Below are 16,579 nucleotides of genomic sequence, written 5' to 3' on the forward strand. Positions count from 1 at the left end.
ATATAATAAACCATTATGATTGTGAGTAACAAGTGTTTGTTGGAAAATGAAAAAAATTTCATACTGGAAGATGATTTTAATGAGACTGTCAGAAAGCCCAGACTTTTACTGCACAGTTGCTGCGGACCATGCAGTACAGCTGTAGTGGAACGGCTTGTTGATGAATTTGAGATTACAGTATTTTTTTATAATCCGTGTATAACGGAAGAACAGGAATATCAAAAAAGACGTGCTGCTCAGATAGAGTTTATAGATCAATTCAACAGAGAGAATATCGGAATTGCGAAAATAGGCTTTGCGGAAGGAAATTACAGACCTAAAGAGTTTATAACAGCGGTAGAAGGGCTGGAAAATGAGCCTGAAGGGGGAGCGAGGTGTCGTGTATGCTTCAGCCAGAGACTGGAAAAAACTGCAGAAAGCGCAAGTCTTTCGGGATATGATTGTTTTGGCACAACATTAACGGTGAGTCCTCATAAAGATTTCAAAGTGATTTCCGTACTGGGAAGAGAATTAGCGGCGCGGTATGGGATTTCATTTCTCGACAGAGATTTCAAGAAAAAGGATGGATTCAAACGTTCGGTGGAACTTTCGAAAAAATATGGACTGTACCGCCAGAATTATTGTGGCTGCAAGTATTCAAAGCGTGAGGGAGATGATTGATATGCATGAACTGATTATACCTAAGAACTATACACCTTTTATTGATTATATGGAAAGTCAGAGGGCTATAAAGAAAATCAAAGATTTCTTTCAGCAGGAATTGGCATATGGTCTGAGATTGAGACGGGTATCGGCCCCTCTGTTTGTTGCTCCTGAAACAGGCCTTAACGATAATCTTAATGGTGTAGAACGAACGGTGAGTTTTACTGTTAAAGATATGGGAGAAAAAACTGTCGAAATAGTTCAGTCTTTGGCGAAGTGGAAGCGAATGGCCTTGGGTAAATATAATTTTAAGCCCGGAACGGGGCTGTATACTGATATGAATGCCATAAGACGTGATGAAGAACTGGATAATCTCCATTCTATATATGTTGATCAGTGGGACTGGGAAAAGGTTATCAATAAAGAGGACCGTACGGAAGAGTATCTGGAAGAAACCGTAGTGACGCTTTACAATGCCATTAAGAATCTCAATGATTATGTTAACAGGCTTTACAATGAATTAAAAACAGAGCTCCCTAATGAGATATTTTTTATAACATCTCAAGAACTGGAAAATATGTATCCGGAAAAGACGCCTAAGGAGCGTGAAGATGCCATAACAAAGGAAAAGAGGGCTGTTTTCATCAAGAAAATAGGAGGTGTACTTAAATCCGGACAGAGGCATGACGGAAGAGCTCCCGACTATGATGACTGGGAATTGAACGGAGATATAATTTTATGGAATGATGTTCTCGATCGTTCATTTGAGATTTCTTCTATGGGGATACGAGTAGATGAAAGGGCTATGGATAGACAGCTTAAGGAAGCCGGTGCAGATGACAGAAGGAATATGGCGTTTCATAAAAAAATATTGAACAGAGAGTTGCCTTATACTATAGGCGGGGGAATAGGGCAGAGCAGGCTCTGTATGTATTTTTTAAGAAAGGCGCATATAGGAGAAGTTCAGGCGTCCATATGGCCTGAAGAAATGATTGAGGAGTGTAAGGAAAATGATATTTTCCTTCTGTAGCTGATGAAATATCTGAATATAGTAATAGATAACAGAAGTGACAGTACAGACAGTTTATATACATATGGATGTAATTGTGAAAATGTGTCCGCAGGAAATAAGGTATATGTTCCCTTTGCTAAAGGCAACAGACTGAGAGAAGGTTATGTGATATCTGTATCATCTCAGGTGACTGATGATATGGCAGACAGGCTCAAGTATGTAGAGAAAGTTGATGAGGAGATATCGCTTACGCCTGAGATGATAAGAACTGCAGTGTGGATGAGAAATCGATATTTGTGCAGGTATATAGATGCGATAAAGTGTTTTACTCCTGTAGGAAGCAAAGCAAAAAGAGGAGTTCGTAAAGATCCGTTCAGTGAAAGACAGGGAGAAGAATATTCCTTAAAAAAATTGACTAACCAGCAGACATCTGCGATGGAGCGCATAGGGAATGCTGTGAAAAGAGGAAAACATGATAGATTTCTTATACATGGTGTTACAGGAAGCGGGAAAACTGAAATATATATTCGAACAGCCGAGATTGTATTAGCTGAGCAGAAAAAAGTTATTGTACTGGTGCCTGAAATATCTCTTACGACTCAAATAATAGACAGGTTTATAGGTAAATTCGGATATGAGAGTATTGCGGTGCTTCACAGCAGGCTTTCTCTTGGAGAACGGTATGATCAATGGAAAAAGATCAGAGATGATAAGGTGAAGATAGTAATAGGGGCAAGATCAGCTGTTTTTGCTCCGCTTGAGAACATCGGACTGATAGTGGTGGATGAAGAGCATGAGTCAACATATAAATCGGATCATACACCGAAATATGATACTATAGAAGTTGCAGTAAAGCGACTTCAGGATAAGGATAATAAGGGTATATTAATACTGGGGAGTGCTACTCCGTCCGTATCCACTTACAGCAGAGGAAAAGAGGGCATATATAAGATAATAAAGCTTACAGAAAGATATAATAAAGTTGATATGCCACATGTTGCAGTCGTGGATATGAGGGCTGAATTAAAGAACGGAAACAAGTCAATAATCAGCAGAGAACTTTATCGCAAAATGAAAGAAAAGCTTGAAGACGGGAAGCAGGTTATGCTGTTTCTCAACAGAAGAGGATATTCAACTTTTATATCATGCAGGGAATGCGGATATGTGGCGAAATGCCCTGCTTGCGGACTGTCTCTTACTTACCATAAGAAGACAGGCAGCGCTGTATGTCATTACTGTGGATACAGTCAGGGTGCATTGAATCGGTGCCCTGAGTGCGGAAGTAAATATATAAGGTATTTTGGCAGTGGTACGGAAAAAGTAGAGGAAACTATTTTAGAATTGTTTCCTGAATTTTCAGTAGAAAGGATGGATCTTGATTCCGTAAGAAAAAAAGGGGAGTTGGATCGCAAAATAAGGGATTTCAGAAAAGGAAAGACTGATATTCTTATAGGTACACAGCTTATAGCAAAGGGACTTGATTTTAAAAATGTAGGCTTGGTTGGGATAATTTCGGCAGATGTTTCATTGAATATACCTGATTTCAGATCTCCTGAGAGAACTCTTCAGCTCATCATCCAAGCTTCGGGACGAGCAGGCAGAGGAAGTGAGAAAGGCAGTGTGGTGATACAGACATACAGTCCTGAGCATTATGCTCTGGAGTTTGCTTCCAGACAGGATTATGAAGGGTTTTACAATACCGAGATACAGTTTAGAAAATATATGGGATATCCACCTTACAGCGATATGTTTCAGATAGTGTTTTCTTCAGATGATCGGGAAGCGGCTCTTGCTGGAGCAAAGGACTGGTACGAGAGGATAAAGGAGCTTCTTCCGGAAGATGAAAGAGGAAATGTTTTTTCTCCTCAGGAAGCGTATATGAGCAAGATAAAGGAAACATACAGATTTTCAATGCTCATAAAATGTTTAAGAGGCAAAAGGAAAAAATATTCTGATCTGATAATTTCGCTGAAGGAACAGGACAGAAAAAACAGAAAGAAAAAATATACAGCGGTAGTAGATATAAATCCATACAGTTTTGTTTAGGAGGAGAGGCTGATGGCACTGAGAAATATAGTAAAAGAAGGCGATGTTATACTGAGGAAGCATTGCAGAGAAGTGGACAAAGTAGATGACAGAATCAGAATGATACTGGATGATATGGTAGAGACTATGAGAGACGCTAACGGTGTTGGTCTTGCGGCACCTCAGATAGGAATGATGAGACGTATATTTGTGGCTGAACCTGAACCGGGCGAAGTTTATTATTTCGTAAATCCTGAGATCACAGAGAAAGAAGGTAGTCAGGAAAGCGAAGAAGGCTGTCTTTCTGTGCCTGGATATTCGGGGCTTGTGGAAAGGCCTGAAAGAATAACCATAAAAGGTTTGGACAGGGATGGAAGACCTCAGGAGTATAAGTTTGAAGGCTTTAAGGCGGTAGTCATGTGCCATGAGTTTGATCATTTGGATGGAATACTGTATATAGACAAAGCAAAAGAAATGTATCAATTGCCAACAGAGGAGAACGAGGGTAAATGATGAAAGTTGTATATATGGGCACACCGGATTTTGCAGTTCCTGCGCTGCAGAAACTTTATGATGAAGGATATGAGATTCCCTTTGTGGTCACACAGCCTGACACATCAAGGGACAGAGGCAGGAAAGTAAAGTTTTCGGCGGTAAAGGAAAAGGCTTTGGAGCTGGGAATAAAAGTTTTGCAGCCTCAGAAAGTTAAAAATGATAAAGAGTTTATAGATATATTAAAACATACGAAGCCTGATCTTATAGTAGTTGCGGCTTATGGACAGATACTTTCTAAAGAGATTCTGGATATACCTCAAAAGGGATGCATCAATATTCATGGATCACTGCTCCCGAGATTTAGAGGGGCTGCTCCTATACAAAGAGCTATAATGGCGGGAGATAAGGAAACAGGTATAACCATAATGTATATGGAAGAGGGGCTTGATACAGGGGATATGCTTTCTAAGAGATCAACTCCTATTGCGAATAAAACAGGGCGCCAGCTTCATGATGAACTGGCTCGTATGGGAGCAGAGCTTTTGGCAGATACTATCCCTAAGCTTGATATAATAAAAGGTGAGAAGCAAAACGATGAAGAATCCACTTATGCTTCCATGATTTCAAAGAATGAAGGTTGTATAGATTTTTCGAAGTCGCCGGGCGAAATAGAACGTATAATAAGGGCTTTTGATCCATGGCCTGGAGCATATACTTATTATGAGAATAAAATGATGAAACTTTGGAAAGCAGAGGATTTGGCGGTTGAAACCTATGAAGTGAACGGTACTGTATTGGGAGCCGGCCCGGATGGGCTTGATATAGCAGCGGGTGGTAAAGTGCTCAGAGTTACTCAGATACAGATGCCGGGTAAAAAAAGAATAGAAGTCAAAGAATATTTAAAAGGCAATTCCATTGAAATTGGAAGGGTTTTAGGATAAAATTAAATCCGGAGGGGGAATTATATGTATTTTGGGGTATTTGATCCTACGTTTATAATATTGATACCTGCTATTATATTTGCTTTATATGCGCAGGCTAAGGTGAAAAATGCTTATAGAAAGTATTCGGGAATAGAAAACAGAAGAAGAATAACAGGAAGACAGGCGGCGAGGATGATTCTGGACAGCAACGGACTTCAACATGTTTCCATAGAAATGGTGGCGGGGACTCTTACAGATCATTATGATCCGTCTAAGGATATAATGAGACTGTCCAGCCAGGTTTACAATGGTACATCTATAGCTTCTGTAAGTATTGCGGCACATGAGTCCGGCCATGCGATACAGGATGGTACATCTTATGGATTTTTGAAATTCAGAAATGCCATAGCCCCTGTAGTGAGCCTTGTTTCGACGGTATCCTGGCCGCTGATGCTGATAGGTCTTTTAATAATATGGCAGGGGAACAGAGCTACGGGGAATTTTATATTTGATCTGGGGATCATATTCTTTGCCGCGGTTGTTTTGTTTCATACGGTTACACTTCCGGTGGAACTTAATGCAAGTAAAAGAGCTATAAAACAGCTTGTAGATTTAAATATCGTAGATGATCAGGAAGCCAGAGGTTCCAAAAAGGTATTGTCCGCAGCGGCGATGACATATGTAGCTGCATTGGCTACATCAATAGCTAATTTAATCAGAATTTTAATGATTAGGGGGCGCGACTGATGGATGCAAATCGAAAAACAGCGTATTTATCGCTTGTAGACGTGGAGTCTAAGAAAGCGTTTTCAAATTTGGCGATCAACCACCAGGTAATAATCAATAAGCCTAATTCACAGGGCTTTGTAAGGGAACTTGTATATGGAGTTCTTGAGAGCAAACTTACTCTTGATTATTATATAGATCAGCTTTTAAATGACGGTATAGAAAGCCTGAAGATACCCGAGCTTACTATAATCAGAATGGGTATATATCAGCTTGGATGTATGAATTCAGTGCCGGAGTACGCTGCTGTCAATGAGAGCGTAATGCTGGCAAAGAAATATTGCAGAAGTAAGAGTGGGCTTATAAATGGAGTGCTGAGAGAGTATCTCAATAAAAAGATGCAGCTTAGGCTACCTGACAGAGCTGATGATGAAGTAAAATATCTGTCGGTCAAGTATTCTTATGCGCCTTGGATAGTCGAACTTTGGCTTGAATATTATAATGTTGATTTTGTAGAAGAACTTATGCGGGCGGGGAATGAAACTCCTCCTATGACCATACGACTTAACTGGCTGAAGATAATGAAAAAGGATCTCATTGCCAAGCTGGAGGAACAGGGTTTTGAGGTCAGTGAAGGAAAGCTTTGCCAGAATGCTCTTAATGTGAAAGGCAACAGACTGTTAGAAACAGAAATGTATAAGTTAGGTATGTTTACTCCTCAAGATGAAAGCTCTATGCTGGTAGCTGAAAAGGTTGCGCCCAAGCATGGCGAGACAGTTATGGATGTATGTGCAGCCCCGGGAGGCAAAACTACAGCTATAGCTGAGAGAATGAATAATACAGGAAAGATCATAGCTTCGGATATTTACAGAAGAAAGCTTGATCTGATAGATAAAGAAGCGAGGAGATTAGGCATAACCAATATAGAAACAAGATCATGGGATGCTACCAGAGTGGACTCTTCGATGTTACATAGAGCTGACAGAGTTCTGGTAGACGCTCCATGCTCGGGATTAGGTGTAGTAAGAAGAAAGCCTGAGATAAAATATAAGGCTTTTACGGAAGAAATGGATCTGCTGCCAAAAAAACAGCTGGCTATACTTTCTGCTTCTTCGAATTATGTCAAACCGGGCGGAACACTGGTATACAGTACATGTACTATAAACCCGGCTGAAAACGAGAAAGTCACAGATGCGTTTCTAAAAAGGAATCCGTCTTTTGAAAAGGTGGAAAGAACGCTTCTGCTGCCTAATATAAACGGAACTGATGGATTTTTTATATGTGTCATGAAACGAGATGACAGTCTGTTATAGGTCCGCAATTAAAGTGAAAGGCGAAAGCAGTAATGGTACAGATTGGATTTAAATGTAATAAAGGTATTGTTCGTGAGAAAAACGAAGATGCTTGTTTTGTTATCCCCAGTCAGGATGTGTATATTGTGGCTGACGGTGTAGGCGGCAATAATTCTGGAGAAGTTGCCAGCAGAACGGCTGTCAGTGAAATAGCCCACTATGTCAATAATAACGATCTGCAAGAATTTAAGGAACCGGACGATATATTCGGTTTTTTTTCGGAGGCTATAGAAAGTGCTAATGAAAAGATATATAGATTGGGAATAGAAAATGAAGACAATAGGGGAATGGCGACTACAATTGTATTGGCATACATTTTCAAAGGGGTTGCCTATATAGCAAACTTAGGGGACAGCAGAGCATACTTGTTTAGAGACGGGATGCTCAGCAGAATCACCAAGGATCATACTTATGTGAATGAGCTGATAGATAAGGGAGTCATTACAGAAGAAGAGGCAGAAAATCACAAACAAAAGAATGTGATAACAAAGGCTCTTGGCGCTGATAAATTTGTGGAACCGGATTTTTATAGGCTTGAGGTTTCAAGAGATGATATTCTGATGCTGTGTTCAGATGGACTTTACGGAGAAGTTTCTCCGGAAAACATGGCAGAGATACTGGAGAGAGATGAAAGTATGAATGATATTTGCACACAGCTTGTGGATGAGGCGCTGCAATGCGGCGGGAGAGATAATATCACAGTGGTTTGTTTGAAGATATAGATGATTTATAGGAGGAAGTTATGAGCAATAAAGTTCTTGCAGGCAGATATGAACTGTTTGAGCGGATAGGCGAGGGCGGAATGTCGGTGGTATACAAAGCGAAGGATAAACTTCTTAATCGTTTTGTTGCTATAAAGATATTGAAGCCTCAATTTATCAATGACAGCAAATTCATAGACAGTTTCAGGAGAGAGTCTCAGGCGGCTGCAAGCATGTCGCATCCCAATATAGTTAATATTTATGACGTGGGAAGAGAAGGAAACATTCACTACATAGTAATGGAGCTTATAGAGGGAAAAACTCTCAGTGATTATATCAAAGAACAGGGAGCCATGTCCTATCCCAAGGTGATAGCGCTGTCAAAACAGATAGCTGCAGCATTGGCTTTCGCACATAAGAATCATATAATACACAGGGACGTAAAACCTCATAATATAATGATAACACCTAACGGTACCGCTAAGATAACGGATTTTGGTATAGCAAAAGCAGTTAATGCAGCTACTATTGTGGATAATACGGACGGTATCATAGGCTCTGTACATTATTTTTCCCCTGAACAGGCAAGGGGTGGATATGTGGATGAGAAATCGGATATATATTCTCTTGGTATCGTAATGTATGAAATGATTACAGGAAGAGTTCCTTTTGACGGAGATAATCCTGTAAATATTGCTCTCATGCATATAAACGGAGAAATGGTTCCTCCGTCAAAACTGGTGGATGGAGTTCCGCCTGCTCTTGAACATATAATTCTGAAATGTACAGATAAGTATCCGGTGAACAGATATGCTTCCGCCGAAGAACTGATAGAGGCGTTGAATAATCTTGAATTTGTAGGAAGCGTAGTAGGTGATTCTGTGCTGATGGGCGGGGCTACAGGTACGATGAACAATATAAAAGGCGGAAACGGACCTATAGCAGAGACTGATTACGATGACGGCGAAGATTACGATGAGGCTGAAGACGAAAAGAACGGCAGAAAACGTAAGAAAAAGCCTATGGATAAAAAGAAAAAGATGATTATTATAATCGCATCGGTGGCTGGGGCCATTGTGCTTGGACTGATCGTAGCATTTGCCGCAGGTATTTTCGGCGGTGAGGAGATAGAAGCGCCTGATTTTAAAAATATGACACTGGAAGAGGCAAAGGATGCTGCTAAAGAATATGATCTTAAAATTAAAAAGGCTGATGAAGTTGTAAGTGAAGACGTAGAAAAAGGAAAAATCGTTTCTCAGGATCCTAAGGCCGGAACTAAGATAAAAACGGGAAGTACTGTGAAAGTCAATATAAGCAAAGGACTTGGTGATGGAGATGTACCTGATCTTACTGGTAAGATGCAGGATGAATTGGCTTCATATCTTGAAGCGGCAGGGTTCACATTGGGATCTGTGACAGAAGAGGCGAGCGAGGAAGAGGCAGGTACTGTTTTGAGACAGGATCCTAAGGCGGGTTCAACGGCTGAGAAAGGTACAGCCATAAATGTAGTTGTCAGTGATGGGTCTAAAGCGAAAGCGGTAGTTCCTTATCTTGTCGGTAAAAGTTTGGGAGATGCTCAAGCAGCTCTTCTCAATGCAGGTCTTTCGGTAGGAAGCATAAGTTATGATTACAGCAGTACTTATGCCGAAGGAGAAGTAATGTGGCAGCAGTATGATGCAAATGCACAGCTTGATAAGGGTACATCTGTAAAGATAAGAGTAAGTAAGGGCAACAAACCTGAAGAGACTACTGCGCCTACAGAACCTTCAAAAGACGATGAAGATGAAGAGTAAAGGCGTTAAGTGCAGCGGCTGTCTGGAAGGGCTGATTGTAAAGGGTATCGCCGGGTTTTATTATGTAAAATCCGGCGATACAGTTTATAGGTGTAAAGCGCGGGGAATATTTAAACAGCGCGATATTAAACCTGCAGTAGGCGATAAAGTTGTTATCGAAGTAATACCTGATAATGATGACAGTCTTATAGTAGATATGTTACCGAGAAAAAACAGTTTTATAAGACCATTTGTTGCGAATGTGGACTGTTTCATAATTGTAGCTGCGGCGGCAAGGCCGTCTCCGGCGCCTATAGTGATAGATAAATTTCTTGTGATGGCAGAAAAGTCCGGAACAGATATAGTTATTTGTATCAATAAGTGTGATATGGCTGATTCTTTGCAGAGTAAGAAAGCCGAAAAAGCTGAAGAAAATATAGAGCTGCTTAAAAATATCTACAGTTCTTTGTATCCGGTAGTGTGTCTTGACAGTAAGAACGGAATTGGTTTTGACGAGCTGAAAAAACTCATAAAAGGCAAAGCTTCTGCTTTGGCAGGACCTTCGGGAGTGGGAAAGTCGACAATACTAAACAGGCTTATTCCTGAAGCAGGTGCAGAGACTGGCAAAGTAAGTGAAAAATCACAGCGCGGCAGGCATACTACGAGACATTCGGAACTGTTTACCATAGATGTTAAGACAGGGACTATGATTTTCGATACTCCCGGGTTTACATCATTTGATGTTCTCGAGGCTGGCGAGGAAGAACTTCAACATTTTTTTCCGGAGATAATGCACAGTGCGGCAGCCTGTAGATACAGCAATTGCAGGCATGTGGCTGAACCCGGATGTGGCGTTGCAAAAGCTCTTTCAGAGAATAAGATAAGCGAAAGCAGATACGAATCATATGTATCTATGCTTGATGAAATAAAAAAATCTAAACAATATTAAACAGCGTTGACAGGAGGAACTTAATATGATACAGCTGGCGCCATCCATATTATCGGCAGATTTTTCAAGGCTTGGGAAAAGTGTGGAAACAATAGAAAAAGCAGGGGCGCATTTGATACATGTGGATGTTATGGACGGGCATTTTGTACCTAATATAAGCTTTGGGTCGGCGGTAATGAAGAGTCTTGCCGGGAAGACGTCGATGGCTTTTGATGTTCACTTGATGATAGAGGAGCCTGATAGATATCTTGAAGATTTCGTTACGGAACAGACAGAATATATAACAGTACATCAGGAAGCCTGCGTGCATTTGAACAGAACTCTTCAGCATATAAAATCTCTGGGAGTAAAAGCAGGAATTGCACTTAATCCTGCAACTCCTTTGTCAGTGTTGGAATATTGCTTGGAAGATGTGGACATGGTTTTGATAATGTCAGTGAATCCGGGGTTTGGAGGACAGAGGTTTATTCCTTCAGCATTAAATAAAGTAAAAAGGCTTTACAGAATGAAGAATGAAAGAAACCCGGAGCTTAAGATAGAGATTGACGGAGGGATAAATCTTTCAAATGTAAGATCTGTGACTGATGCCGGAGTGGAAATAGTAGTTGCCGGTTCATCAGTTTTCGGTTGCGAAGATGTGGCAGGCAGTGTGAAAAAATTCATTACTGAGTTTAAATAAGAGGAATTTGCTTATTTTAATGTTAAGGAGGGCAATATGAAAATAGTATTGGACGGAATGGGAGGAGACAACGCACCGGGTGCAATAGTTAAGGGAGCTGTCGAGGCTGCCAAGCTGATAAAACATGATATATATATTGTGGGAAGAAAAGAAGATATAGAAGCTGAATTGAAAAAGAGTAAGTTTAAAGGCAAAAATATAAAAATAGTGGATGCCAGAGAAGTGATAACTATGGATGACAGTCCGGTGAAGGCTATACGAAGAAAAACCGAATCTTCTATGGTAGTTGGTCTTACTATGGTAAAAGACGGCCAGGGAGATATCTTTATTTCGGGAGGAAATACAGGAGCTCTGGTTGTGGGGGCAAGAATGATCTTGGGAAGAATTGAGGGAATAGATCGGCCCGTTCTCGCAAGTATATATCCATGCCTGGGCGGGGAACCGTCTCTTCTCGTGGACGCAGGAGCAAGTTCCGAAGCAAAGGCTCAGAATCTGCTGGAGTATGGACTTATGGGAAGTATTTATATGGAGAAAGTTTGGGGAAGACAGCAGCCCAAAGTGGGATTGGTAAATCTGGGAATAGAAGAAAGCAAGGGAACAAGTGTAACAAAAGACGCTTATCAGCAGCTTAAAGCGGCATCTATTAATTTTATAGGAAATGTAGAAGCCAGAGAAGTGCCTGTAGGAGCATGTGAAGTGATTGTATGCGATGGTTTTGTGGGAAATGTTATCCTTAAACTCACAGAAGGAGTAGCATGGAACATTTTAAAGCTTATAAAGAATAAGCTTATGAGAAATGTAAAAAATAAGCTGGCGGCGCTTATGCTGAAATCCGACCTCAAATCTATGAAACAGGAATTTGATTATGAGGAGTATGGCGGAGCGCCCATATTGGGAGTGAATGGACCTGTCATTAAGATACATGGTTCGTCCGGAGTGAATGCTGTTAAGAATGCTATTCTAAAAGGCATTCCATATGGACAGGAAAATGTAGTGGAGATCATTAGACAGTCCATGCTTGATCTGGAAGAAATAATAGAAAAAGATGAAGAGGAGTAGATGAATATATGGAGGATATCAGACAGCTTCAACAGAAGATCGGTTATCATTTTAATGATATAGATGTTCTTAAAAATGCTGTTACTCATAGTTCATATATCAAAGAGCATGACAGAAACAGCAAGAGCAATGAACGTCTTGAGTTTCTGGGGGACGCGTTTTTTGACGCTATAATAGGTGAAGAACTATATAGAAGCTTTCCTGAAAAAGAGGAAGGCTTTTTGTCGAGGACAAGAGCTACTCTTGTATGTGAAAAGTCATTGGCTAATGAAGCAAGGCGGCTGGATCTGGGGAAATATATTATGCTTGGAAACGGCGAGGAACATAATGGAGGAAGATTCAGAGAGTCTATATTGGCAGATACTATGGAAGCTGTGATAGGTGCCGTATATTTGGACGGAGGGTTTAATGCAGTAAAGACTGTGGTCCTGAGTTTGTTTGATGAATCCATAAAAGATGTAAAACGCGGTAAATTTATTATCGTTGATTATAAGACTACATTGCAGGAAAAGCTGCAGAATAAGGGCGAGGCAAATATAAAATATGTGCTGCTTAAAGAATCCGGGCCGGATCATGATAAGACTTTTCAGGTTCAGCTTGAGGTAAATGGGAGAGCAATGACAAAGGGAACGGGAAAAAGCAAAAAGCAGGCTGAACAGAGTGCGGCAAAGGCCATGCTTGAAAGGGAGCTGTAATCAATGTATTTTAAAAAGATAGAAATGCATGGGTTTAAATCTTTTGCCGAACCTGTCGCAATAGAATTCGATCAGGGTATAACATGCATTGTCGGACCTAATGGAAGCGGCAAAAGTAATATAAGTGATGCCATCAGATGGGTTCTGGGAGAGCAAAGTCCTAAAATGCTGCGCGGAGGAAAGATGGAAGAAGTTATCTTTTCAGGAACAGACAGCAGAAAATCAAGAGGGATGGCAGAAGTCACCCTTGTAATAGACAATGAAAACGGAAGTCTGCCTATAGACTATAAAGAGGTAGCTCTTACAAGGTGTATGTTTAGATCGGGGGAGAGCGAATACCGGATAAACGGAAATCAGTGTAGACTTCGAGATATAAGAGACCTCATTATGGATACGGGAATAGGTGTAGATGGGTACTCTATAATAGGACAGGGTAAAATATCAGATATACTGAGCAATAAGACTGACAGCAGAAGAGAGATATTTGAAGAGGCTGCGGGTATTGTCACATATAGGACAAAAAAGGCAGAAGCCGAGAGAAAACTGGCGTCAACCAGCGCTAATATGGAACGTCTGAGTGATATAATAGGTGAATTGGAAGGCAGGATAGGAAGTCTTAAGGAAAGCAGCCTGAAAGCTAAGGAATACCTGAAACTGAGAGAGAGGTATAAAGAACTTGAAATAAATATCACTCTTAAGAATATAGAAAATCTTGAACTTAAGAATGAGTATATCAAGGATGATCTTACAGAGCTGAAACTTACTATGGATAGTTTAGGCGATAAGAAAATCGGCTTTGAAAAAAGTCTTGAGGAATATAACTCCAGAAATGAAAATCTTGAGACATTATCATCTGAAACTCGCATTAAATTGCTTACTGCTATAGATGAACTGAATGAAACTGTAAACAAATGTCAGTTGGATAGTGAACGTGCAGCATCGATAGATGAGAATATACAAAGGCTTAAGGATGAAATAAGCTCTTTGACAGAGAAATTGAATATTGAGAAGAAGACAGAGCAGCAGTATATTGAAAAAAAAGCTGAAATAGACAAGGCTCTTTCGGATGCTGCCGGTGTTCTGAGGGAAAAAAGCGAGCTTTACAGCGCTGCGGAAAGCGAGCTTTCTGTTTTGACAGAGCAAACAGAAAAATATAAGAATGATGTATTTGAACTGTCAGGGAAGATAAATTCCGGAAAAGCAGAAAAAAACAGCCTAAAAAGACTTCAGGAGACTCTTGAAAAAAGAAAAGACGCATTGTCACAAGATAAGATGTCAGGCGAAGATAGTAATAAAGAAGCTCTGGACAAGCTTAACCGGATAAAAAATCAGAGAGAGCATATAGTCAGTGATTTGAATGATTTGAGAGAAAGGGCAGCAGATGAAAAAGCAAAATTTAGCCGGGATCAGGAAGAAGAACGGTATCTTTCAAAGATCGTGGAGGAACTGCGAATCCTGTTGGGACGTCTTTCGTCAAGAGTAAAAACCATTGAGGAGATGGAAAGCAATTATGAAGGATATAATTATGCTGTAAGACATGTTATGAAGTCAGGGCTTGGAGGTATACACGGAGTTGTGGCCGATCTTATAAAGGTTCCTTCAGGATATGAGACAGCTGTGGAAACAGCTCTGGGGGCATCTTTACAGAATATAGTATGCACAGATGACCGAAGTGCTAAAGAAGCTATTAAATCGCTGAGGGAAAACAGTGCAGGAAGAATGACTTTCCTGCCTGTAAGTTCAGTAAGAGGCAGAGCTTATAAAAATAATAGGCTTGAAGGTGAAAATGGTTTTATAGGTTTTGCTCCTGATTGTCTTGACTATGATGAGCAGTATAAAAATATTATAGATTATTTGCTGGGCAGAGTTGTTTTCGTAGATAATATGGATAATGCTCTTAAAATGTCAAAGATAGTATCGGATTTTAGATTTGTAACCTTAGATGGAGACGTAATAAATGCCAGAGGAGCAATAACCGGAGGAAAGTACAGAAACAAGACAGCTAATATTCTCGATAGAAAAGCAGAGATAATATCTCTTCAAAAAGAGATATTATTAAAATCAGATGAACAGAAATCCAAAGAGATGCAGATGGAAGAACTCAGAGAAAAACTCGGGAGATTTTCTGAAACTATTGCTGAATCAGAGAAGGCTATCAGGCAAAAGGAGAAGGAGCTTTTATCTCTGGAAAATGAAATAAAGCTGACAGAGACAATACTGAAAGATATAAGATCAGGAACAGACAAGCTTGAAAAAGAGCTTGATAATATTAACGCTGAGAAAGAAAACTCCAGAAAAATGGTTCTGGAAATAGAAAACAAAATAGAAAAAGATGAGAAAGCTTTAAAAGAGGCTGAACGACTTGGAAGAGAGCATCAGGAACTTTATCTGAAGAGAAAAGAGTCTTTTGAGGTTATAAGCAGAAAAATTACGGAAGACAGAATAGCTGTCAGCAGATTAGAAAGTGAAAAAGTTCATATAGAGTCTATGGAGGACAGAGTTAGGAGCTCTGCAGGGCAGCTGGAAAAAGATATATCGCTGAAAGGAAGTCAGCTTGAATCTCTAAGAGAAGAGCGACAGCGTCTTATATCGGATAATAGCGATGCGGATGGAGTCATTAGGAAAAAAGAAGAGGAAAAAAAGCGCCTTGAAAGTTGTCTTAATGAGATATCGGAAGAAAAAGCTGATATTGCAGGAAGAATCTCTGAGCTTAATTCGGAAAAAGAGGCAGTTACAGGCAGACTTGAAAGCGTCCAAAATCAGAAATATGAGCTGGAAATAAAGAATGCTAAAAATGAAACCCAGTTGGATACATATAAAAATAAACTGTGGGAGGATTTTGGGGTTTCATATATCCAGGCCATGGAATTTAAAAGTGATGAATTTGTTATGTCTCTTGCTGTCAGGGAAAACAGAGAGGTAAAGAGCAGGCTTAAGGACCTTGGGGAGGTCAATGTAGGCGCTATTGAAGAATATGAGACTGTCAGAGAGCGATATGATTTTCTAATGGGCCAGAGAGAAGATATACAGGAAGCTGTTAACGGTCTTACCAAGATGATTGATGATATGGATAAAACCATAAAGATCAAGTTTAAAGAAAGCTTTGATAAGATAGTAGTTAATTTTGAGAGGAAATTCAGAGAACTGTTTGGCGGAGGTCATGCAGAGCTTCGTCTTTCAGATGAAAAAGACCCCCTTGGATCCAATATAGATATAGTGGCACAGCCGCCCGGAAAGCGGCTGCAGAATATTAATCTTCTGTCCGGCGGTGAGAAAACTCTTACAGCCATAGCATTGATGTTTGCTGTTCTTGAGGCCAAGCCTACGCCTTTTTGTATTTTAGATGAGGTGGAAGCAGCACTTGATGATGCCAATATAGACAGATTCATAAATTGCCTTAGGAAGTTTACCGGAATACAGTTTGCTTTGGTTACACATCAGAAGGCCACTATGGAGCATGCTGATGTTCTGTATGGTATAACGATGCCGGAAAAGGGAGTTTCCAAAGTACTCTCACTTAACCTTGAAGGTGATTTTTAAATATAATGA

Annotated in this window: 14 protein-coding genes; all 14 read left to right on the forward strand. The window is 40.2% G+C overall.

The annotated features are described in order from the left end of the window. Positions 1 to 36 precede the first annotated feature (36 nt). From ACLR96_RS00740 to smc, 14 genes are read left to right on the forward strand one after another with little or no spacing between them, the layout of a single operon-like run. On the forward strand, positions 37 to 660 hold the full coding sequence (locus ACLR96_RS00740; protein ID WP_412265070.1) for an epoxyqueuosine reductase QueH: 624 nt from the start codon (positions 37 to 39) through the stop codon (positions 658 to 660). Between the two features lies 1 nt (position 661). Beyond that, positions 662 to 1,672, forward strand: a complete 1,011-nt coding sequence (gene asnA / locus ACLR96_RS00745) for an aspartate--ammonia ligase (RefSeq protein ID WP_177267564.1) — start codon at positions 662 to 664, stop codon at positions 1,670 to 1,672. Between the two features lie 3 nt (positions 1,673 to 1,675). Then, positions 1,676 to 3,700 (forward strand): replication restart helicase PriA, encoded by a 2,025-nt coding sequence (priA, locus tag ACLR96_RS00750; protein WP_177267565.1) that lies wholly within the window; start codon positions 1,676 to 1,678, stop codon positions 3,698 to 3,700. Positions 3,701 to 3,712: 12 nt separating this feature from the next. Next, positions 3,713 to 4,192 (forward strand): peptide deformylase, encoded by a 480-nt coding sequence (gene def, locus ACLR96_RS00755; protein ID WP_177267566.1) that lies wholly within the window; start codon positions 3,713 to 3,715, stop codon positions 4,190 to 4,192. Then, positions 4,189 to 5,115, forward strand: a complete 927-nt coding sequence (gene fmt, locus ACLR96_RS00760) for a methionyl-tRNA formyltransferase (protein WP_412265071.1) — start codon at positions 4,189 to 4,191, stop codon at positions 5,113 to 5,115. The genes def and fmt overlap by 4 nt, the downstream gene beginning before the upstream one ends. A 24-nt stretch (positions 5,116 to 5,139) precedes the next feature. Then, positions 5,140 to 5,844: a zinc metallopeptidase gene (locus ACLR96_RS00765; protein ID WP_177267567.1), complete on the forward strand. Its 705-nt coding sequence runs from the start codon at positions 5,140 to 5,142 to the stop codon at positions 5,842 to 5,844. After that, positions 5,844 to 7,136, forward strand: coding sequence for a 16S rRNA (cytosine(967)-C(5))-methyltransferase RsmB (rsmB, locus tag ACLR96_RS00770; RefSeq protein ID WP_177267568.1), 1,293 nt, complete (start codon positions 5,844 to 5,846; stop codon positions 7,134 to 7,136). Before ACLR96_RS00765 ends, rsmB begins: the two co-directional genes overlap by 1 nt. A gap of 32 nt (positions 7,137 to 7,168) precedes the next feature. Continuing rightward, complete coding sequence (locus ACLR96_RS00775; protein WP_177267569.1) at positions 7,169 to 7,897, forward strand: Stp1/IreP family PP2C-type Ser/Thr phosphatase; 729 nt, start codon at positions 7,169 to 7,171, stop codon at positions 7,895 to 7,897. 20 nt (positions 7,898 to 7,917) lie between these two features. Further along, a complete protein-coding gene (gene pknB, locus ACLR96_RS00780; RefSeq protein ID WP_177267570.1) occupies positions 7,918 to 9,669 on the forward strand; it encodes a Stk1 family PASTA domain-containing Ser/Thr kinase in 1,752 nt (583 codons plus the stop codon). Continuing rightward, positions 9,659 to 10,597, forward strand: coding sequence for a ribosome small subunit-dependent GTPase A (rsgA, locus tag ACLR96_RS00785; protein WP_177267571.1), 939 nt, complete (start codon positions 9,659 to 9,661; stop codon positions 10,595 to 10,597). The genes pknB and rsgA overlap by 11 nt, the downstream gene beginning before the upstream one ends. A 25-nt stretch (positions 10,598 to 10,622) precedes the next feature. Continuing rightward, positions 10,623 to 11,276: a ribulose-phosphate 3-epimerase gene (gene rpe, locus ACLR96_RS00790; protein ID WP_177267572.1), complete on the forward strand. Its 654-nt coding sequence runs from the start codon at positions 10,623 to 10,625 to the stop codon at positions 11,274 to 11,276. Between the two features lie 36 nt (positions 11,277 to 11,312). Then, entirely contained in the window at positions 11,313 to 12,335 is a 1,023-nt protein-coding gene (gene plsX / locus ACLR96_RS00795; protein ID WP_177267573.1) for a phosphate acyltransferase PlsX, read from the forward strand. Positions 12,336 to 12,343: 8 nt separating this feature from the next. Continuing rightward, positions 12,344 to 13,030: a ribonuclease III gene (rnc, locus tag ACLR96_RS00800; protein ID WP_177267574.1), complete on the forward strand. Its 687-nt coding sequence runs from the start codon at positions 12,344 to 12,346 to the stop codon at positions 13,028 to 13,030. Between the two features lie 3 nt (positions 13,031 to 13,033). Next, on the forward strand, positions 13,034 to 16,570 hold the full coding sequence (gene smc, locus ACLR96_RS00805; RefSeq protein WP_177267575.1) for a chromosome segregation protein SMC: 3,537 nt from the start codon (positions 13,034 to 13,036) through the stop codon (positions 16,568 to 16,570). The last annotated feature ends 9 nt before the right edge of the window (positions 16,571 to 16,579 follow it).

It is taken from the genome of Lentihominibacter sp. (assembly GCF_046951855.1).
Classification (GTDB): Bacteria; Bacillota; Clostridia; order Peptostreptococcales; family Anaerovoracaceae; genus Lentihominibacter; species Lentihominibacter hominis.